The 19,407-nt window shown below is 62.3% G+C and carries 21 protein-coding genes; 6 read left to right on the top strand and 15 right to left on the bottom strand.

Going from position 1 to position 19,407, the window contains the following annotated elements:
- Window positions 1–110: 110 nt before the first annotated feature.
- From ACR0KX_RS14065 to ACR0KX_RS14030, 8 genes are all read right to left on the bottom strand, one after another.
- The gene (locus ACR0KX_RS14065) at window positions 111–2,822 is read right to left on the bottom strand and encodes a DUF2339 domain-containing protein (protein ID WP_170623775.1); all 2,712 of its coding nucleotides are present in this window, start codon (window positions 2,820–2,822) and stop codon (window positions 111–113) included.
- A 100-nt stretch (window positions 2,823–2,922) separates the two neighbouring features.
- On the bottom strand, window positions 2,923–3,402 hold the full coding sequence (locus ACR0KX_RS14060; protein WP_170623777.1) for a DUF2269 domain-containing protein: 480 nt from the start codon (window positions 3,400–3,402) through the stop codon (window positions 2,923–2,925).
- Window positions 3,402–4,487 carry an SDR family oxidoreductase gene (locus tag ACR0KX_RS14055; protein WP_480708527.1) on the bottom strand — a complete coding sequence of 362 codons (1,086 nt, stop codon included), beginning with the start codon at window positions 4,485–4,487 and terminating at the stop codon, window positions 3,402–3,404. The genes ACR0KX_RS14060 and ACR0KX_RS14055 overlap by 1 nt, the downstream gene beginning before the upstream one ends.
- 33 nt (window positions 4,488–4,520) lie before the next feature.
- Window positions 4,521–4,718: an NmrA family NAD(P)-binding protein gene (locus ACR0KX_RS14050; RefSeq protein ID WP_480708526.1), complete on the bottom strand. Its 198-nt coding sequence runs from the start codon at window positions 4,716–4,718 to the stop codon at window positions 4,521–4,523.
- Between the two features lie 86 nt (window positions 4,719–4,804).
- Entirely contained in the window at window positions 4,805–5,515 is a 711-nt protein-coding gene (locus ACR0KX_RS14045; protein ID WP_170520509.1) for a VIT1/CCC1 transporter family protein, read from the bottom strand.
- 59 nt (window positions 5,516–5,574) lie between these two features.
- Window positions 5,575–6,564 (bottom strand): YcjF family protein, encoded by a 990-nt coding sequence (locus tag ACR0KX_RS14040; RefSeq protein ID WP_480708525.1) that lies wholly within the window; start codon window positions 6,562–6,564, stop codon window positions 5,575–5,577.
- Window positions 6,557–7,009, bottom strand: coding sequence for an N-acetyltransferase family protein (locus ACR0KX_RS14035; RefSeq protein ID WP_480626871.1), 453 nt, complete (start codon window positions 7,007–7,009; stop codon window positions 6,557–6,559). Before ACR0KX_RS14035 ends, ACR0KX_RS14040 begins: the two co-directional genes overlap by 8 nt.
- Window positions 7,009–8,424 (bottom strand): YcjX family GTP-binding protein, encoded by a 1,416-nt coding sequence (locus ACR0KX_RS14030; RefSeq protein WP_480708524.1) that lies wholly within the window; start codon window positions 8,422–8,424, stop codon window positions 7,009–7,011. Before ACR0KX_RS14030 ends, ACR0KX_RS14035 begins: the two co-directional genes overlap by 1 nt.
- A 107-nt stretch (window positions 8,425–8,531) precedes the next feature.
- Here ACR0KX_RS14030 and truA point away from each other — a divergent pair, with 107 nt between their 5' ends.
- Window positions 8,532–9,299, top strand: a complete 768-nt coding sequence (gene truA / locus ACR0KX_RS14025; protein ID WP_170623781.1) for a tRNA pseudouridine(38-40) synthase TruA — start codon at window positions 8,532–8,534, stop codon at window positions 9,297–9,299.
- A 1-nt stretch (window position 9,300) separates the two neighbouring features.
- Here truA and ACR0KX_RS14020 read toward each other — a convergent pair whose 3' ends face one another.
- Genes ACR0KX_RS14020 through ACR0KX_RS14005 form a run of 4 tightly spaced genes read right to left on the bottom strand, consistent with a single transcriptional unit; the run spans window position 9,301 to window position 12,981 of the window.
- Window positions 9,301–10,227, bottom strand: a complete 927-nt coding sequence (locus ACR0KX_RS14020) for a HoxN/HupN/NixA family nickel/cobalt transporter (RefSeq protein WP_170623784.1) — start codon at window positions 10,225–10,227, stop codon at window positions 9,301–9,303.
- Complete coding sequence (locus tag ACR0KX_RS14015) at window positions 10,212–10,937, bottom strand: DUF1007 family protein (RefSeq protein ID WP_480580163.1); 726 nt, start codon at window positions 10,935–10,937, stop codon at window positions 10,212–10,214. The genes ACR0KX_RS14020 and ACR0KX_RS14015 overlap by 16 nt, the downstream gene beginning before the upstream one ends.
- Window positions 10,934–11,737, bottom strand: a complete 804-nt coding sequence (locus tag ACR0KX_RS14010) for a thioesterase family protein (protein ID WP_170623786.1) — start codon at window positions 11,735–11,737, stop codon at window positions 10,934–10,936. Before ACR0KX_RS14010 ends, ACR0KX_RS14015 begins: the two co-directional genes overlap by 4 nt.
- A gap of 8 nt (window positions 11,738–11,745) precedes the next feature.
- Window positions 11,746–12,981, bottom strand: a complete 1,236-nt coding sequence (locus tag ACR0KX_RS14005; RefSeq protein WP_170454357.1) for an acyl-CoA dehydrogenase family protein — start codon at window positions 12,979–12,981, stop codon at window positions 11,746–11,748.
- A gap of 127 nt (window positions 12,982–13,108) precedes the next feature.
- Here ACR0KX_RS14005 and ACR0KX_RS14000 point away from each other — a divergent pair, with 127 nt between their 5' ends.
- Window positions 13,109–14,044 (top strand): 2-hydroxyacid dehydrogenase, encoded by a 936-nt coding sequence (locus tag ACR0KX_RS14000; RefSeq protein WP_170623789.1) that lies wholly within the window; start codon window positions 13,109–13,111, stop codon window positions 14,042–14,044.
- A 5-nt stretch (window positions 14,045–14,049) separates the two neighbouring features.
- On the opposite strand, the gene ACR0KX_RS13995 is transcribed toward ACR0KX_RS14000, so the two are convergent.
- Window positions 14,050–14,367, bottom strand: coding sequence for a hypothetical protein (locus tag ACR0KX_RS13995; RefSeq protein WP_480708523.1), 318 nt, complete (start codon window positions 14,365–14,367; stop codon window positions 14,050–14,052).
- A 217-nt stretch (window positions 14,368–14,584) separates the two neighbouring features.
- Here ACR0KX_RS13995 and ACR0KX_RS13990 point away from each other — a divergent pair, with 217 nt between their 5' ends.
- The 3 genes from ACR0KX_RS13990 (at window position 14,585) to ACR0KX_RS13980 (ending at window position 16,881) form a co-directional block, all read left to right on the top strand.
- Window positions 14,585–15,415: a bifunctional allantoicase/(S)-ureidoglycine aminohydrolase gene (locus tag ACR0KX_RS13990; RefSeq protein ID WP_170623793.1), complete on the top strand. Its 831-nt coding sequence runs from the start codon at window positions 14,585–14,587 to the stop codon at window positions 15,413–15,415.
- Window positions 15,416–15,516: 101 nt separating this feature from the next.
- Window positions 15,517–15,840 (top strand): hypothetical protein, encoded by a 324-nt coding sequence (locus ACR0KX_RS13985; RefSeq protein WP_480626831.1) that lies wholly within the window; start codon window positions 15,517–15,519, stop codon window positions 15,838–15,840.
- Window positions 15,841–15,894: 54 nt separating this feature from the next.
- Window positions 15,895–16,881: a glyceraldehyde 3-phosphate dehydrogenase NAD-binding domain-containing protein gene (locus ACR0KX_RS13980; RefSeq protein ID WP_170623795.1), complete on the top strand. Its 987-nt coding sequence runs from the start codon at window positions 15,895–15,897 to the stop codon at window positions 16,879–16,881.
- Window positions 16,882–16,982: 101 nt separating this feature from the next.
- Here ACR0KX_RS13980 and ACR0KX_RS13975 read toward each other — a convergent pair whose 3' ends face one another.
- A complete protein-coding gene (locus ACR0KX_RS13975) occupies window positions 16,983–17,471 on the bottom strand; it encodes an ureidoglycolate lyase (protein WP_170520491.1) in 489 nt (162 codons plus the stop codon).
- A complete protein-coding gene (puuE, locus tag ACR0KX_RS13970; RefSeq protein ID WP_170623797.1) occupies window positions 17,468–18,886 on the bottom strand; it encodes an allantoinase PuuE in 1,419 nt (472 codons plus the stop codon). Before puuE ends, ACR0KX_RS13975 begins: the two co-directional genes overlap by 4 nt.
- A 163-nt stretch (window positions 18,887–19,049) precedes the next feature.
- On the opposite strand from puuE, the gene uraH reads away from it, so the two are divergent.
- On the top strand, window positions 19,050–19,406 hold the full coding sequence (gene uraH, locus ACR0KX_RS13965; protein ID WP_170623799.1) for a hydroxyisourate hydrolase: 357 nt from the start codon (window positions 19,050–19,052) through the stop codon (window positions 19,404–19,406).
- Window position 19,407: the final 1 nt, after the last annotated feature.

Below are 19,407 nucleotides of genomic sequence, written 5' to 3'. Positions count from 1 at the left end.
AAGTCTCAAACACCTTTGCCCGGCGTCTCGAGGATCAGAGCGCCGGGGATATAATTCGAATAATGATGGCCAAACGGTCAAACATGGCCGCGCTTATATGACGCCCGCTCTCAATGGTCCAGAGGTTCCGAGCCTTGCGGCAAATGGCGCAGCTTGGCCCAACGATTGAGCCATGCAAGCCCCGCCAGCGCGAGGCCCAGCGCCAGCAGCGAGAAGACGCGGATCAGACCGCCAAGGCCCGCGATGTCGATCAGGAACACCTTGGCCACGGCCAGCCCGATCACCGCCAGCCCCGCCTTGCGCATCAGGTCGGACCGCCGCGCGAGCGATTGGTAGAACAACGCCGCACCGACAATCAAAAGGGTCAGGGTATAGGTATAAAGCTCGGGCTGGGTTACGCCGTTGCCCTCGTACATGCCCTCGGCACCCTGCCAGACATGGCGGATGGTCAGGCCCAGCCAGACGGTCACTAAACCCGCAGCCACACCATAGCTGACCTGCCGCAAATGCTTGGGCATGGACGTAATCCTCCAGGCCGAAAACCCGATGGCCAGTGCGGGGATCAGATAGGCCACCGCCAGTGTGTTCAACAGCGGAGGGCCCAGAACCGGCTCGGCCAAGGGGTTCAGCAACGGATTGCGATCTACCAGAGCTTCGACCAGACGCAGCACCCCGTGACCAGCGAAGAAGATCGCCAGAGCATAGCGCGCATAGGTCAGCTTGCCGCCCAGTTCGAAGCGTTGCACCTGCGCATAGGCCAGCAGCAGCCAGATGACGGACAGCAGGCCCAGACCCCAATGGCTGTTCTCGGCCCCGCCCTCACCAAACGCCTCCAGCCAGCGCAGCAGAAGCAGCGATAGCAAAATGCCTCCGGTCGCCCAGGCCGCGCTTTCGAGCAGCAGCTTGGCAATCGGGCGATCCAGCGGTTTGATCAGCACCCAGCCGACAAAGAACCCAAGCGTCGCCGAAGCGTAGACCAGCGCCATCTCGGCAAGTGGTGCGCTTTCGGCCCAGCGCAGACCGGGGTCCAGAACCAGCCGTACGGTTACCGTGAACACACCTGCCCAGATAAACCAGCTCATCGGCGGCAAAGTGAACCGGCGATCCAACGCCGCAGCGACCACGATGGTCACGACCAGCGCAATCGTTAGCGCTGCGGAACTGAGGACGATCACGCAGGCAAAGGCCAGACAGGACAGCGCTGAAAGCGTGGCCAGCGCGGGCCGCATCCGGTTCTCGCCATCAACGCGGGCGAAGCGTTCCGCTATACCAACCATCACCGCACCCAGAACGATGGCGTGCAGCGCCCAGGGGTACGGGCCGATCACCTTGGCCGGATGCCAGCCGACCTCCAGCGCGATGGCCATGGCGGGCGCGAACACGGCGGCCGCCCCGGCCCATATGGCGGCGTATCGGTCTGCGTTGCAGGATCGCCAAGCCGCAAGAACTGAGACCAGCACGCCCAATGCGACCAGTATCGTGACAACTAACGGGGCGTCTGCTTCGGGCGTCTCGGCATAGGTGGCCGCGAAGGTGCGCGCGACGGTGCCGTTTTCGAGGCCATGCGCGACGACAAAGCCGATCAACCCAACAGCCGGGAACACCGTGGCATCCTGCAAGGCAGGCGCGTCCTTGGCCCACAAAAGCAGTGCCAGAGCCAACCCGAGCAGCAAGCATGTGGTCAGCCAGAACTCACCCGCTGAATCCGCCCAGTGCAGGGACAGGATGGCCGAGCTGACGGCCACTGCGGCAAATGCCACGCGGGTCGGGAAAGCAGGCCACGGATCACCCTTCTTGCGCCGGATGATCTCGGCCACCATGGGGCCCGCGTGATCGGGCCAGATGCGCCGGTTGGGGATCGCAATGGCCAGAAGTGCCAGCACGGTAACGCTGGTCAGATAACCGGGCTCGGTCAACGGGGAAGACAGAACCAGCAGCAGGCAGGCAATATAGGCGGCAAAGAGCGTAAGCACCGAAATCCAGGCCCAGCGCCGCACCGTATCGATGCCCAGACCCAGCAAGGTCAGGATGACAAAATACCCATACAGCCATGTCGGATCATCGGATGAGCCTCCAACCATAAAGGGGGCCGAGAAGGCTCCGATCAGTCCCACAGCAGCCAGCAGCGGCCCGTGGAACCAGCCCAGCACCAGACCCACCAGCGCGACAAGAACCATGCCAACCAACGCCGTTTCGGGAGAGATCAGGTCATAGAGTTGCCGGGCGGCCAGAATGCCGCCGAACAATGTTACCAAGCCCGCACCGGAAAAGACCGATGGCAGATACGCGGTCGAGGCTGTTTCGTCATCGCCGAACCTGCGGCGAATGACTTCGCCCACCACGATCAGCGCGACCCCAAAGGCCAAAGATACCGCGACCCGCGCAGCCGGTGGCAGCAGCCCATTTTCAACCCCGTACTGAACCAGAAAGATACCGGCCAAGGCCAAGGACAGGGCCGAAACCGCATAAAACCAGTTCTCGCGCAGCCACAGCCCGAGGGCCGCAAAGCGATCCTGCCGGAAAACAACGGCCCCTGATGGCTCGGTCTCTTCGGCAACCGGAGGATCCTGCTTTTGGTCAGGTGGCGACCATGGGCCGGGCGTGGCCTCTGATGCGGGCAAATCCACCTCGGCTTTTGGCTCTGGCGCCGATGCCACGGCCTCTGGCAGTTCGACCTCAGCCTGACCCGGCGACAGCGCCTGTACTTGCCGCTCAAGGTGCTCAACCCGGCGGCGCAAGCGCGCTTGGCCAACCAAAAGCACGACAATCGTTACCGGAATGGCCAGTACAATCAGGCCAAGAAGAACAAGCAGCGATTCCAATTCAGGCTCCGTTCAATATCGTCCGGGCAAGCTATACCGCGCGAGCTATCGGGCGACAGTACGGAAATCCCGGTACCGTCGCGGTGTTGCGGGAAACACGCTAAAGGACCGAGATCGCCGGGCGCGCGATCATGAGCCAAAGGATCACCAGCACCGACAGAAAAGCCGGAATTCCGCATATAAACCAGATACGGAACAGGCGGGTGTAGTCTGCGGGCATTGGGCTTCCTGCATCCGCAGCAACCCGCGCATAGGCCCGCAGCCTGATCTGTATCCACACCACCGGCAACCAGAACAACCCGGTCAGCACATACAGCACCAGCGACAAGGCGATCCAACCCTCGCTCAGCGACCAGCCCAACCGCCAGGCCAGCGCGGTCCCGGTGATCGGCTGCAGGATGACGGCGGTTGTTGTGAAGATCAGATCAGCCAGCACCACGATGCCTGCGGTATGCGCAATCAGATGTGCGTCCCGGCTACGGTGTGCCATCAGCATGAAAAACGCGATGCCAGCGCCGGTTCCCAACAACACGCACGCTCCAATGACATGCAGCCAGAGCAGGATCAGATCGGGGTCCATCAGCGGCTCTCCAACATCGGAATGGCAATCAGGGACAAGGTCATTGCAGGAAGCACTTTGACCAACGGACCCAGCGGATCGGCCCACAAGCCGGGCACCAGAACCGAGGCTGAAATCAGGTAAATCAGCGCCACCCCGATCTGCGCCAAACATGCGCGGGTGGCCCAGGGCCGCCACAGAATGGCCAGCCCAAGCGCAATGTCGACCACCGACCAGAACGCCACGCCAAGCATCGCGACGGGCACCGCCCATCCTGCCCCGATCAGGACCTGCGCCGCATTGGACAGCCCCAAAAGCCCGAAAAGACCTGAGAGCAGCCAAAACAGGCTCAGCACCCCAACGACCAGTGGCATCAGAAGGGTCATGCGCGCGGTCAGCCTGTGTTCGCGACCGCAGGGCAATCCGGCGTAGATCTGCGGCAAGGACGCCAGCGCCTGCCCCGAGGCCTGCCGAAATGGTGCAGGATCACCGATCACGCCTTGCGCCATGACCGTCATTGCCGTGCTGCGCAGCGGGGATCGCCACCCCAACCGACCCAGCAGATCAGCCCCGGCAGCGATGGGTTTGATCAATGCGGACGGAATCCTCAAATGGGTCGAGGCTGGGCGAAACCCAAGCCAACGACGCGTGGCCGCAACCACCTCTGCCAGCGGATGGGGCGTATCCTCGACCAGATCATAAGTGCCTTGCGGCAGCCGATCCATGGCGGCAGACAGAACGACGCGACACAGATCCGGCATTCCGATGCACTGCACAGGGGTGTCCGGATAAGCCAGCGGCTGTACCCACGGGATCGCGGCCAGCATGCGCAGCAGCGCGGTACCACCGTAGTCGCTCTGCCCAATCACCAGCCCTGGCTTCAGCACCCAAAGCGGCATGCCCGAGGCCCGCAAAGCGGCGTCCCCGGCGGCTTTGGTGTTCAGGAATGGCGTCGGCGCATCCGGCTCGGCCCCAATGGCCGAGATTTGGATCACCGCGATTTCCCGTGCAGCGCAAGCCTGACCCAAGGCCGCGATTGCAGTGTGGTGGACCACTTCAAGATCGTCCTGCCCGCCATCCTGCAGGGCACCTGCGCAATTGACCACGATATCGACCGATTGCAGCAGGTCCTGCCAGTCCTACGATCGGTTCAGATTGCGCAGATCGCCCTGTATGAGTTGTGTCCCCGGAAGAACCTTGTTCCCCATCGGCAAGTTGCGCACCAGCCCGCGCACGCTTGCACCTTCAGCCGTCAGCGCGCGCGCAACAGCGGCTCCGATAAACCCGTAAGCGCCCAGAACCAGAATGTTTTTCCCACGCAGATCGTCAGAAGGCATTGGCTGTCAAATCCGTTTTGCCTCAGCCTAACGGAAACATGGGAACGCGCCAGACGTGTCAGGCGATCTGCGACAAAGCCGCAGGGTCAGGGGTGAAACAGCGACCCCACCAGATAGGCAATAAGTGCCGCCACGCCGCCGATCAGCAGCGTCTCCAAGCCCGAACGCCACCACGGGGCCAGCGACCAGCGGCTTTTCAGCGCTCCGATGGCGAAAAAGACGCCCATCGTCATCCATGCCGAAACAGCGAAGGCGTTGTTCAGCGACAGCAGAAACGGCAACAAAGGGATCATCCCGGCCACCAGAAAGGCAAAGAACGTGGCAAGAGCGGCCTTCATCGGATGCGGATCGACACTGCCCAGCCCATATTCGCCTTCGATCATCAGGTCTATCCAGCTTTCGTGGTTCGAGGTTATGGCCGCGGTCGCATCCTCCAGCACGGGTCCCGACAGCCCCTTCTGCGCCAGAATCGCCCGCACCTCGTCGCGTTCGCCTTGTGGGTAAAGGGCGATGTGGCGTTCCTCGATGGCGCGGATCCGCTTGATGTTGTCCAGTTCCGCCTTGGTGCCCGAGTAGTTGCCCGCCGCCATGGAAAACCCATCGGCCAGAACATTCGCCAACCCTAGCGCCACGATGACAAAGGACGACAACCCTGCCCCCGCAACACCTGCCACGATGGCGAAGGTGGTGACCGAACCGTCGATACCGCCATAGACCACATCGCGCAGAACGCCGCGCCCGGGCGGGGCATTGATCCGCTGGGCGATCTCCTGCTGGCTGTGACCGTGATCTGTCATGGCTGGCCCTCCGTCACATTCAGTGTGACGAATGGCTGGCAGGTGCGCTTTGCGTCAGATCAACCCTTGGAAAACAGACCCTTCAAGGCGCGTTTGATCACGGCCCTGGTCGACGGTTTGTGACGATCCGAGAACGGCAAGGGTCTGCACACCTCCATCGCGGCAACGCCAACCCGGGCGCTGAGTGCGCCGTTCACCAGCCCCTCACCAAACCGGCGGGACAGTTTGCTGAGGACCGAGCCGCCCAAAACCGGCTCCAACAAATCGTCGCCCACTGCGACTGCGCCGGTTGCGACCAGATGAACAAAAACGGCGCGGGTCAGACGCCAACTGCCCAGAAACCCGGCCCGCCCGCCATAGATGTCCGCTATCCGCCGGATCATCCGCAGCGAGGCGGCCAAAGCCGTCACCACATCCGCCAGCGCCAGCGGCACCAAAGCGGTCACAGTCGCCACCTGCCGGGCAGCCGCCTCAACCTCGCGGCTGGCGGCAGCGTCCAGAGGGGCCAGAATTTCATCTTCGGCTAAACCCAGAAGGCCTGAGGCGTCAAATTGCTCGGGCATTCGTTCGGACAGGCGGTCGCGGCCCCATTGGGTCTCATGCCGACCTTTGTAGAAGGCGATCAGGCGAGACGTAACAGCACGGGCCTTGGCAAGATCGGCGTCGGCCAGCGCTTCATCCGCAGCGCGGCGCAGCCCGTCGACACGGGACAGACGGCCAATCGCCGCCAACTCCCGGATTGCGATGATCAGCGCGACAAAAACCAGCGCCGCGATCAATCCGGTGACGATCCACCCCAGCACAGGCGCGCGGGCGACCAGCGAGGTGGCGAAATCCCATGCGGCGACCGAGATCGCAGCGCCAACAACCGCCAGCGCCAAGCCCCAGAACCACCGCGACAGGGCCGAGGGCTTGCGGGCAGCAATTCGGGCCGCGCTTTGCATCGCCTGACCCTGAGGCTGCGCAAGGTCCGGCACCGGCGGGGCCATGGCCACGTCGGCGGCGGGCGCATCTTCCTCGAGATCGATCAGTACCGGGCCTTTAGCCATGTGCTGCCCTTTCGATACGCCAGACATATTTGATGTCCGGCAGGTTTTCATCATTGTCGGCCCCGTCGCTGCGGGCAACCTCGGCAAAGCCATGACGTTCGTAGAACCTGCACGCGTCGGTATTGGCCTGAAAGGCAAAGAGGCTGAGTTGCGGGTGTCGCGCCTTGGCATGGTCGAGCAACTGCGCCCCGATCCCCTGCCCGCGCGCAGAGGCCGTCAGGTACAGCGAATGAATATCCGATCCATTCAACGCCAGAAACCCAACCACCCCATCCGAGGTTTCAGCCACCGTGACCCAGCCCTGATCAATCATGCGACCGCAAAAGGCGATGGTTTCGGCGCAGCTATGCAGTTCCGGCATCCAGTCGTTTTCGCGGGCAAACCCGTGCAGGATTTCCCCGGTCGTTCCGGCATCGGTGCTGCGGGCCGGGCGCAAAGTGACCATCACAACCGGTCTCCGATCAGGAACTGCGCGGCCCGGTCCAGCCGGATATGCGGTGGGCCATCGCCGGGGCGTAGGGTCAGATGCGCCGGAGCGAACCTCATGAAGCCAAAATCATCGCCCAGCCAAGTCTCGGCCCCGTTCCGGGCCGGGCCCAGCAAGTGGGCCGGATCGTCCGGCAGCTCACCGGGGTAAAACGCCGCCTGCTTGCCACTGTCCTGCAACGTGCCGCGCACGCAGGGCAATTCGACCCCGTCATGGCTGCGCATCTCTTCGGTTGTGGCCCGCAGCGAGGCCAGCGACAGCGCCGCTGTTTCGGCCCCCGCAAAGCTTGCCCGGTCGCGCGCCTCACGTGTCAGCGCCTCCATGATCGCGGTCAGGCGGGGGTGCTGCGTGTGATGCAGGTGATCGGCCTTGGTGGCGGCGAACAGGATGCGTTCGACCCGTTTGCCCAGCAGCAACTGGCTGAGCCACGCGTTACGGCCCGGACGGAAAGCCGACAGGATATCGCCCATGGCCCGGCGCATATCCTCGACCGCTTGCGGGCCTTTGTGGATCGCGCCCAGCGCATCGACCAGAACCAACTGCCGATCAATGCGCGAGAAGTGGTCGCGGAAGAACGGCTTTACTACCTGCGCCTTGTAGGCCTCATACCGCCGCTCCATCTCGCGCTGGAGGGTACGGCGGCGCGAGGGCTCGGACACCGGCAATGGCGCGAAGGTCAGAACCGGAGAGCCTGCCAGATCGCCCGGCAGCAGGAACCGCCCCGGCGTACAGTCGTGGAACCCGACCTCGCGTGCCTGATTCAGATAGGTGGTAAATGCGGAAGACAGGGCCTGCGCGGTCGGTTCGTCATGAATGGCTGTCAGATCGGTTGCGCGGGCTTGTTTCAGAAACTCTGCCGCGTCAGGTCGGTTTTCGATGCGCGAGAGGGTCTCGCGCGACCAATCCTCATAGGATTTGTCCAACAGCGCGAGGTCCAGTAGCCATTCACCCGGATAGTCCACGATGTCCAGATGCACGGTGCGCGGCCCCTGTAGACCGGCCAGCAACCCGGCAGGACGTGCCTTGAAAGACAAGCGCAACTCGGACACGGCGCGGGTGCTGTCGGGCCAGTGTGGTTGAGGGCCAGTCAGGTCGGAGAGGTGCGATTCATAGTCAAATCGGGGGACGATGTCGTCAGGTTGCGGTTGCAGATAAGCGGCGTTGATCCGGCCTTCCTGCTGCGCGACAAGGCCGCTCATGCGGCCCCGGTCAAGCAGGTTTGCCACCAGCGAGGTGATGAAAACCGTCTTGCCAGATCGCGCCAGACCGGTGACGCCCAGACGGATGACCGGCTCGAAAAATGTCTCGGACACGCTGTCGCCAATGGTTTCGACGCCGCGCACAAGACTGTCTGCCAGGGATGAGATGACCAAACTGTCGCCCCGCAATTATCGTTTTGCCCAAGATAGGTAGCCGCCTTCGGACATGCCAGTGCTTTCGCCCCCTTGCCCGTTTGCGCGCCGCACGCTACCAGCGGCGCATGCCCAGATATGCGTTGAAAGTCGAATACCAGGGGGAACCGTTTGCCGGTTGGCAGCGGCAGAAGGACTTGCCGTCGGTACAGGGTGCCATCGAGTACGCCTTGTCCCGCATTCAACCGGGCGATCACACCATTGCCGCCGCCGGGCGTACCGATGCGGGCGTGCATGCGCTGGGGCAAGTGGCCCATTGCGATCTGATCAAGGATTGGGATCCGTTCCGCCTGTCCGAGGCGCTGAACTATCACCTCAAGCCGCAACCGGTGGCCATTGTGCAGGCCGCGCAGGTCGCGGACGACTGGCATGCGCGGTTCACGGCGGTCGAACGCCAATACCTGTTCCGCATCCTGATGCGCCGTGCGCCCGCGACCCATGACAAGGGGCAGGTCTGGCGCGTCAATCATAAACTGGATGTCGATGCCATGCAGAAGGGTGCCGACATGCTGATCGGGCGGCATGACTTCACCACGTTCCGCTCGTCGATCTGTCAGGCGGCCAGCCCGGTCAAAACTCTGGATGAGTTGCGGGTCGAGCGGGTTCAGGGCTTTTCCGGCCCCGAGGTTCATTTCCACGTCCGCGCCCGGTCCTTCCTGCACAATCAGGTGCGCAGTTTCGTCGGCACGCTGGAACGCGTTGGCGCGGGCTCGTGGTCACCCGAGGACGTGCGCGATGCGTTGCAGGCCACCGACCGGGCGGCCTGTGGACCTGTATGCCCGCCGCAAGGGCTGTATCTGGCGCGGGTCGGCTACCCCGAGCCGGTCTTCGACTGACCTAGATCGCGCGCAACAGCAGACCACCGGCTATAACCGCGATCACCAGCCCCGCCACCAGTTCGATGGTCGGTGCCAGAACGGAGGCGAACCGGGTGGCCGAGGCCGAAGCAAGCAGCCCGCCGCGCAGCCCAAATGACGTCCAGCCGACCAAGGTAGTAACCAGTGCCGTGCCCAGCGCCATCGAGAAGGCTCCGGCGATACCGACCATCGCAATACCCATCTGCCAGGTCAGAATCAGCACGAAAAGCGCGCCGGTACAGGGGCGCGCGGCAATACCTGCGATCAGGATGATCGCCTCGCGCAGGCTGCCGACATTGGCGACTTCTTCCGCGCTGGGGCCGTGGCGGTGGCCGCAATCCGAACAGACCTCGCCCTCGTGGTGATGATGGTGGTGGTGATCATGGGCATGGGAAGGCTTGGCGTCGTTACGGGACCGCCTGACAAAGCTACGCACCCCCCGAAAAACCAGCCACAGGCCAATCGCTGCAATCGCCGCGTAGCTGATGGGGGCCATTACCTGCTCGGTCGTGCCTACCAAGGTCTCGCGCGACAGCTGAAAGACCAGCACTCCGGCATAGACCAGAACAACCGCCGTCACCGCCTGACCAAGACTGGACAGCACACTGATCGCGGACAAGCGCCAGAACGCGACGCGGCGGCCCAGACCGTACCCTCCGATCAGGACCTTGCCGTGACCGGGACCGATCGCGTGAAAGAACCCGTAGGCGAAACAAACGGTCAGCAGCGTTGCCACGGCTTGCGGCTGCTCGGCCCGCGCTGCCCGCAAGGCCCGTGCGATCTGGTTCTGAAACTCGCGCTGCTCACCCGCGGCCCAGGCGGCGAGGCTGTCAAAGCCACCGCTTCCCCAGAACCAGGCCAACAGGCCAAAGGCGATGGCAACCGGAACGATCAGGTATTTGGACATGACACGAGGATCTCAGTCGCGAAGTTCTCGCCCACCAGAGGGATGTCGTTTTCCTCCAGATCGTAATCCGCATCCAATGTCAGCAGAAACGCCCGCATCTGCGCCAACTGACCATCGATATCGGGATCGACACGCTCGATAAAACATGTGGACGGGCCGGACACGGTCACGGGCCGGTTGACTTCGTATGCGGTATAGTAGGTCTCATCAAACGGTTTGGCCGACAAGGCGTAAGCTGGCACGGCACCCCCTTCGACCTCGCGCAGATGCGTGGTCACGACGCGCCCGTTCTCGGCTGTCGCGTGGGGTTCCAGCGGACCGGACAGCTTGACCGGCGCACCACCGGCAGTCACGACCAGATCGCCGTTGTAGCCTTCGACCCATTGCGCGTCGAACCCGGTCAGATACGCCTCTTCGCTTTCTGTCAGAACGCCATCTGCGTCCTGATCCAGCTTCAAATCCTCCAGAACCAGCAGCGAGTAGAATTCGTCATACGCCCAGGTCACGCGCACATGGGTCAGGTTGCCTGCTTCGTCCACGATGAACTCCAGCCCGGTGTCAATGAAGACATGCGGGTGGGCCAGCGCGGGGATCGGCAGGCAGCAAGTCAGAATGGGTATCAGCCAACGCATGCCGGCAAGATAGGGCGGCAACACCGCAGCGGCAATGCGTTTCCCGGCTTCACCGCAGAAACCGGCCGAGCGCATCATGTGGGTGGGAACAGAACCAACGTTTGCAGCGCTGTCCCCACTGGCCCTTCGGCATCATACAGAACCGATTGCGACATGCCGACGCCCGAAGGTTGCCAGTGCGAGATCGAGTCGGCTGCCAACCATTCCGAGACAGGCTCGCGATGGATGTTCACCGTCAGATCGGTGTTCATGAACCCCATTTCCGCCGTTGGCGCATTCCACGAGATACCGTTGCCGCAATCGGCCAGCGGGCAAAGCGACTGGATCGGCGATTGCACCTCACCCTCCAACAGGTTCGGCGTGCGCATCCAGATGGCTTTCGGCCCGGCCCCCTGTTTGCCCCCTGCCGGGTATCTGATGTCGCTGTAATGGGCAAATCCCGGAAGGTCGTGGCGCAGTTCACCGATCGGGAAAGGCCCATCAACCGCATCTTCGAACCGCAGCTGAGTGACGTGGACATTGGGCACTGTGCCCAGATCACGACGCGCCAGATGCATGGTTGTCGCCGTAGCGCACAGGGTGTCGTCCAGATCGTGCACCGTCACCCGCGTGGTGGCTAGCGTTTTGGTGTGCCGTGTAGTCTCTGCCGCCACCCGCAAGCCCGACAGGGGCAGAGGGCGCAGCAGATCAACCGTCAGACGGGTCAGCATCTTCTCGGGCCCAACCTCGGTTTCAGCAGCGCGCACGATCAGGCCGCTGACGGGCCCCGCGTGACAATGATCGGCTGACCAGGGGCCGCGCGCCGGGTCGTTGCCGACAAAAGCCCCATCTTCTCGCTGATGAAAATAGGCGAGATTGTCGAATTCGTACCTGGTCATGCGGTGCGTCAGACCTTTTCCTGCGTGTGTTTCTTCAATTCGGCCCGCGCGACCTGACGGCGGTGAACCGCGTCTGGTCCGTCGGCCAGTCGCAGGGTTCGCACATGAGTCCAGGCGGTGGCCAGTGGTGTGTCCTGACTGACCCCTTGCCCGCCGAACATCTGCACCGCCTCGTCGATCACCTTCAGCGCGACCCGAGGCGCAACCACCTTGATCTGGCTGATCCACGGGGCCGCGGCCCGCGCATCGCCCTGATCCATGTACCACGCCGCTTTCAGACACAGCAGGCGGGCCATCTCGATCTCCATCCGGCATTCGGCGATGATGTCGTAATTGGCACCCAGCTGCGCCAGCTTCTTGCCGAACGCCTCACGCTGCATGGAACGCTTGCACATCTGCTCCAGTGCGCTTTCCGCCTGACCGATTGCGCGCATGCAATGGTGAATGCGCCCCGGCCCCAAGCGGCCCTGCGCAATCTCGAACCCGCGGCCTTCGCCCAAGAGGATATTCTCTGCGGGCACGCGCACGTCGGTAAACCGAATATGCATATGGCCGTGCGGCGCGTCGTCGTGGCCGTAGACCTGCATGGGTCGCAGAACCTCGATCCCGGGCGTATCGGCGGGCACCACGATCATCGACTGGCGCTTGTGCTTGGGCTGATCCTCGCCGCCGGTTTTGACCATCACGATATAGACCTTGCAGCGCGGATCGCCCGCGCCGGATGACCACCATTTCTCGCCATTCAGGACATAGTCATCGCCGTCCCGCACGCAGGACATCGACACATTGGTCGCATCGGATGAAGCCACATCCGGTTCGGTCATCAGATAGGCCGAGCGGATCTGGCCGTCGAGCAGTGGCTTCAACCACTGTTGTTTCATCGCCTCGGTGCCGTAACGCTCGAACACTTCCATATTGCCGGTGTCGGGGGCGGAACAGTTGAACACCTCGGCCCCAAGGGGGGTCTTGCCCATCTCTTCGGCGAAATAAGCATATTCAACCGTGGTCAGCCCGAACCCTTTGTCGCTGTCGGTCAGCCAGAAATTCCACAGACCGGCGGCCTTGGCTTTGGCTTTCAGCCCCTCAAGGATTTCGGCCTGGCGTTCGGTATATTGCCAGCGGTCGTCCTTGTTGATCTCGGCCTGGTATTCTTCTTCCAGCGGCATGATCTCATCCCGGACCATGTCGGCGACACGTTGCAAAAGGGCGCGGTTTTCCTCGCGCAAACCAAATGACATATTCATGAAATTCCCTCCTGCCGGGTGAAATCCGGGCTGTACCTTACGGACCGAGGATGGCTTAACTGTTGCGACTCTGTCCAGTTGCGTGACGGAACGTCACCACGTTCAATTTCAAGGGAAGGAACCGCCCATGGCGCTGTTGATAGACACCGGCCTGACCAACTGGATCAGCGATGCGGACATCGCCAATGACATCCGGTCCGCGATCCCCGGTGCCGATATTCGCACGCCGGACGCAATCGGCAACGCCGATGAGATCACGATGGTTGCGGTCGTGGGCCTGAAAGACGACCACCTGCACCAGCTGCCGAACCTGAAACTGGTGCAAAAGCTTGGGGCGGGCGTAGAAACGATTGTCGGCAATCCCAACCTGCCGGATCACATGCGGGTTGCGCGCCTGAAACCGGATGCACCGGCACAAGGCATTGCCGAATGGTTCGTCGCCTACATTCTGCGCGCCCAGCGTCACATGGCATTTCACGAAGCCGCGCAGGCCCGTGCTGAATGGCTGCCCAAGGAACCAACCTTCACGCCCCATACAACCGTCGGCGTTCTGGGTCTGGGTCATATCGGGGACCGCACGGCGCGAATGCTGCGCGCTGTCGGGTTTCAGGTTCTGGGCTGGAGCCGGTCGCCTAAGCAGATCGAGGGCGTCACCTGCGTGCAGGGCGACGATGCCTTGCCCGGTCTGCTGGGGCAGTGCGATCATGTCTGCGCCATCCTGCCCTCGACCCCGCAAACGGTGGGTCTGTTCGACGCGCAGATGCTGGCGACTATGAAACCCGGCAGTCAGCTATTGAACGCCGGTCGCGGCGATCTGATTGACGAGGGTGCGCTGATTGCCGCGCTGGATCAGGGCACGCCCGGCCATGCAATTCTGGATGTGACGTGTCACGAGCCGCTGCCAGCCGACAACCCGCTTTGGCAGCACCCAAGCGTGACGATCACGCCCCATGTGTCCGGTTGGCATCTGGGCGATGCGCTGTCGGATGTGGCAGAAAACTTCCAGCGGCTGACAACCGGCGCGCCACTTCTGAATGAGGTCGACAGGGCGCGCGGTTACTAGCGCAATCAGGGCGCCATCACCCAGTTGCCGCCCGCGTCCTTGCATTGACGGGTTCTGACCCCGCGCGAGGCCTCTTTGCCTTCGGGCTGAATGTCGTGTTGCAGCCGGACGCAATTGCCTTCGACCGCATCAATCCGGATTGTCCCCTTTGATCCGGTCTCGACATTGCTCCACCCGATCTCCTTGCCGACGCGGGGCGTGCCGTCGGTCAGCAAGCTGCGCGAGGCTTTGTTTGCCACCTCGAAATCCGCAGGCGAAAGCCCCATTTCGGCGATGATTCGGGACAATGGTTTGGCCGAGGCGGTCGTCGTAACGCCTGCCATGCTAAGTAGTGCCAATGCGAAAAAGACCCGGGCTTTCATTTCTGCCTCGCTGAACTGAAATCAATTTTGACTTCAAGGATATACCTGCGCGGGGGCGTGGCCAACCCCTATCGCGGCGACCTTCAAATTATCCCGAACAAACCTATCGCAAGCCCAGCGCTAGAGGCCGCACCCGGTTTGGTCACATAGTGCAACGCAAACGAACCCGAGGCACATGATGACACAACCAACCTATTTTTCGCCCCTCGGCGGGCACCCCGGCCAGGACCAGCTTTTGACCGACCGGGCGGTGTTCACAGATGCATATGCCGTCATTCCCAAGGGCACGATGCGCGACATCGTGACCAGCTACCTGCCGTTTTGGGAGGGCACGCGCCTGTGGGTCCTGTCCCGTCCGCTCAGCGGCTTTGCCGAGACGTTTTCGCAATACATTATGGAGGTTCAGCCTGGCGGCGGCAGCGATCAGCCTGAAACAGACCCGCGCGCTCAGGCCGTTCTGTTTGTGGTTGAGGGGGCCGTGCATCTGACGTTGAACGGAACGGAATATAATTTGGATACAGGGGGGTACGCCTATATCCCACCCGGCGCGGACTGGACGTTGCACAACCGATCCGACGCCGTGGCGCGGTTTCACTGGGTTCGCAAGGCCTATGAGGCCGTGAACGGGCTGCCCGTCCCCGACCCGATCATCACCAATGAACGAGACGTGACGCCGATCGAGATGCCCGGAACCGAAGGGCGCTGGTCCACAACGCGCTTTGCCGACCCGCAGGACTTGCGTCACGACATGCATGTCAACATCGTCAATTTCGAACCCGGCGGCGTGATCCCCTTTGCTGAAACCCATGTGATGGAACACGGGCTTTACGTGCTGGAAGGCAAGGCCGTCTACCGGCTCAATCAGGATTGGGTTGAGGTTGAGGCAGGCGATTACATGTGGCTACGCGCCTTTTGCCCGCAGGCCTGTTACGCGGGTGGACCGGGGCGTTTCCGGTATCTTCTGTACAAAGATGTGAACCGGCATATGCCGTTATCCTTGCCCCGCTAAACCCGGTTTCATCGCCTTTTACCCCTGCAGGGGTTCACAGCGGCCCCGGAATTTGCTGAAATCCCAGCAAATTCCATTGTTTGAGTATTGGAGACTGGCTGATGAAACTGCGTACCCCCCTGATGGCTCTGGCCGCATGCGCCATGGTGGCCGCAACCTTGTCCACGCCGGTCGCTGCCAAGGATGAGACCAAATCGGTCTTTGTCATGAGCCGCACATGGGCCGTGACCAAAGTCTCGGACGAGCCGGTCATCTACCGTGCCACCCGCGACAACAACAACCTCAACCCGTTCGGCCCGCCCCCGCGCCTGCGCACCCTGCAGGCCATCGCGGCGATCCAGCAGGCAACCGGATGCAAACCGATCGTGGCCAGCATGTATCAGAACATCTCGGGGCAGTTCTTCTCGCAGGTCAGTTGCGGTTGAAATTGGTACAATACTTTCGTTGAGATCGCCTGATCTGCCTGCCATAGCTTGCGCATGAAACTCGCGATCAACGGATTCGGCCGCATTGGCCGCACGATCCTGCGGCAGGTTCTGGCCCAGCCGCAAGGATCAGATATCGAGCTGGTGCTGATCAACGATATCGCACCGCTGGACACCTGTGCCTATCTGTTCAAATACGACAGCACCTTTGGCCCCTATGCCGGGGACGTGTCTGCCGGTGACGAAGCCCTGATCATAGACGGGCGCACGGTGCCGATGACGCACAGTTCCGATCTGGCGAATATCGATCTGTCAGGCGTTGACGTCCTGCTGGATTGCACCGGCATTGCACGCTCATCCGATGTCGCCCGCCGGGGTCTGGCGGCTGGCGCACGCAAGGTGCTGATCTCGGGGCCCTCGCCCGCCGCTGAACTGACGGTGGTTTTGGGTGCCAATGAGGATCAGCTGGGCGATGCCAGCATCGTCTCGAACGCATCCTGCACCACCAATGGCCTCGCGCCGCTGGTTCGGGCACTGGATCAGATCGGCGGCATCGTCTCGGGCCATATGACCACTATCCACTGTTACACCAACAGCCAGCCGATGGTCGACGCGCCGCGCGGCGATCTTGCGCGTTCGCGCGCAGGGGCGCTGTCGATGGTGCCGACCACGTCCAGCGCGACCCACCTGATCGACGTTGTTCTCCCGCATCTGGCCGGACGGATTTCGGGCGCAGCGGTGCGGGTTCCAACCGCCAGCGTTTCGGCGGTGGACCTTGTGGCAACGCTCGGGCGCGGCATGAGCGAACAGGCTTTCGACACCGCGTTTCGCGAAGCGGTCGAGGCTTCGGCGGTTCTTGGCTGGACCGATCTGCCTTTGGTCTCGTCCGATCTGCGATCCCGCCCCGAATCGCTGGTTATCGCAGGCCCCGAGACCCGAATGGTCGGCAACAATCAGGTCCGTGTCTTCGGCTGGTATGACAATGAATGGGGCTTTTCCGCCCGCATGCTGGACGTGGCCCGTTTGATGGCGACGGGTTGATCCGGACTGACCGCAGCGGGCGGGCCTGCCCGCGCGCTGCCCGGCTCAACGGGTCAGCGCGCATCTTCGATGCGTTCTGACCGGGCGGGAGCCTTCCGGGGTTAGCCCGCAATCACCTCATAGGGGGTGTCGAACCAGAATTCCTCGAGGTTCGCACCCTCACCGATGCGATCCACCACGGCAAACAGGCCCGGGCCGTGCAAAGGCGTCAGCACCCCATGCCACGTACCGCGATGATAGTTCACGGCCTGCCCGGCTCGTGTCATGAACGCCCTGGGCCGCCCAGGCTGCCCTCCTTCATCGGGTGCTACGACGACCAGAAACGGCTGATGGGTCATCGGGATAAACGCCTGACTGCCCTCCGGGTGCCGCTCGACCATATCCAGCGCATATGGCAGCGCGCGCGGGTTGGCGTTGAACAGGCTGATCCCGGCGCGCCCGTCGGTGAAATCCAGCAGCGCCCGATCATGATACCGGCCACACTGCCCCTGGTTGATGATCTTGTCGGCATCGCCAGACACTTCGATCACATCACCAAAAGGCGCAAATAGCTTGGCAGTCAGCGGCTCGGCAACGATCTGGCGGCTCATGAGGGCAACACGTCCCGCAGCCGGAATTCGGCGATGCGTTCAACCTGACGGCAGGCCTCGGCAAACTCGGTATCGCGATCCTGTTCAATCCGCCGCTGAAAGGCCGCAAGGATCGAGGCCTTGTCATGATCCCGCACCGCAATGATGAACGGAAATCCGAACGTTTCAGTGTACCGCGTATTCAATTCGGTGAAGGTCGCGCGCTCCTCATCCGTCAGCGCGTCCAACCCGGCCGAGGCCTGCTCGGACGTGCTTTCCTGCGTCAACCGCTTGGCCTGCGCCAGCTTGCCCGCCAGATCAGGATGCGCTGTCAGAACCCCCAACCGCTCGGCCTCAGAGGCCGACCGGAAGATCCGCGCCAAAGCGTTGTGCAACCCGCCTGCGGTGTCATGAGCAGGCCCAAGTTCCAGATCATAGGCCCGCTCGGCAATCCAGGCCGAGTGTTCGAAAATGCCCCCATAGGCTTCGACAAACGCGTCCCGTCCCATCTGCGACGGCTTCGGATGGGATTGCGGCGGGTGGGTCTGTGCCCAGTGTTCAGCAATCTGCAACCGGGTGGCAAACCACACATCCGAGAAGCTGCGCGCGTATTCCAGAAAACGTTTCAACGCCATGACGCGGCCCGGTCGCCCAATCAAACGACAATGCAACCCGATGGATAGCATCTTGGGCGCCCCCGCCTGCCCTTCCTCATACAATGCGTCGAAACTGTCCTTGAGATAGGAAAAGAACTGATCGCCCGCATTGAACCCTTGCGACGTGGCAAAGCGCATATCGTTGCAATCCAGCGTGTAGGGCACGATTAGCTGATCCCGACCGTCGATCTGTGCCCAATAGGGCAGATCGTCGTCATAGGTGTCGGCGACATAATCGAACCCGCCCTCTTCGGACACCAGACGCACCGTGTTCTCGGAACAGCGCCCGGTGTACCAGCCGCGCGGGCGCTCACCGACGACCTCGGTGTGAAGCCGGATCGCCTCGGCAATTTCGGCGCGCTCCTGCGTCTCGGGCATGTCTTTGTGTTCCACCCATTTCAGCCCATGGCTGGCAATCTCCCAACCGGCGTCTTTCATCGCGGCCACCTGATCCGGCGACCGCGCCAAAGCCGATGCCACGCCGTAAACCGTGATCGGCAGGCCCTGCATCAAGCGATGCAGCCGCCAGAACCCGGCCCGCGCGCCGTATTCATAGATCGATTCCATGTTCCAATGGCGCTGGCCCGGCCATTGCGCCGCGCCGACGATCTCGGACAGAAACGCCTCGGATGCGGCATCACCGTGCAGAACGCAGTTCTCGCCGCCCTCTTCGTAATTCAGTACGATCTGGACGGCCAGCTTGGCCCCGCCCGGCCATTGCGCCGCTGGCGGGTTGGCACCGTATCCAATCATGTCGCGGGGGTATCGAGGCGGTTGCATGGCGTCTTCCGGTTTTGGATGTTTCGACAGGCTTATCCTAGAAATTCGCCAATGATTATCAAATCAATCCGAACGCTGTTTCCGGTTCTTTCGGCATTTCCCCTGTTTTGATCTTTGCGCCACACTGTGTCACAGCAAAGTGACGTATCTGAGGGAGGCTTTCGTGGCAGGCTATCTGACAACACATGTTCTGGACACCGCCCGGGGCTGCCCCGCCGCCGGGTTGAAAATCGCGTTGTACAGCGTGTCCGGCAATTCCCATCGCAAGCTGGTCGAGATGGAAACCAATGCCGACGGTCGTACCGACAGCCCGATCCTGCCGCAGGAGACGTTCAAGACCGGCACATATGAACTGATCTTCTTCGCCGGCGATTACCTGCGCGCGACAGGACAAGACAGGGATGACCCTTTGTTTCTAGATCAGGTGCCGATCCGGTTTGGTATGTCCGACCCCGAGGCACATTACCACGTGCCCCTGCTGCTTTCCCCTTACGGCTACTCGACCTATCGCGGCAGCTAAC

The organism is Ruegeria sp. BG5, from assembly GCF_056538425.1.
This window is presented reverse-complemented; position numbering and strand designations above follow the sequence as displayed.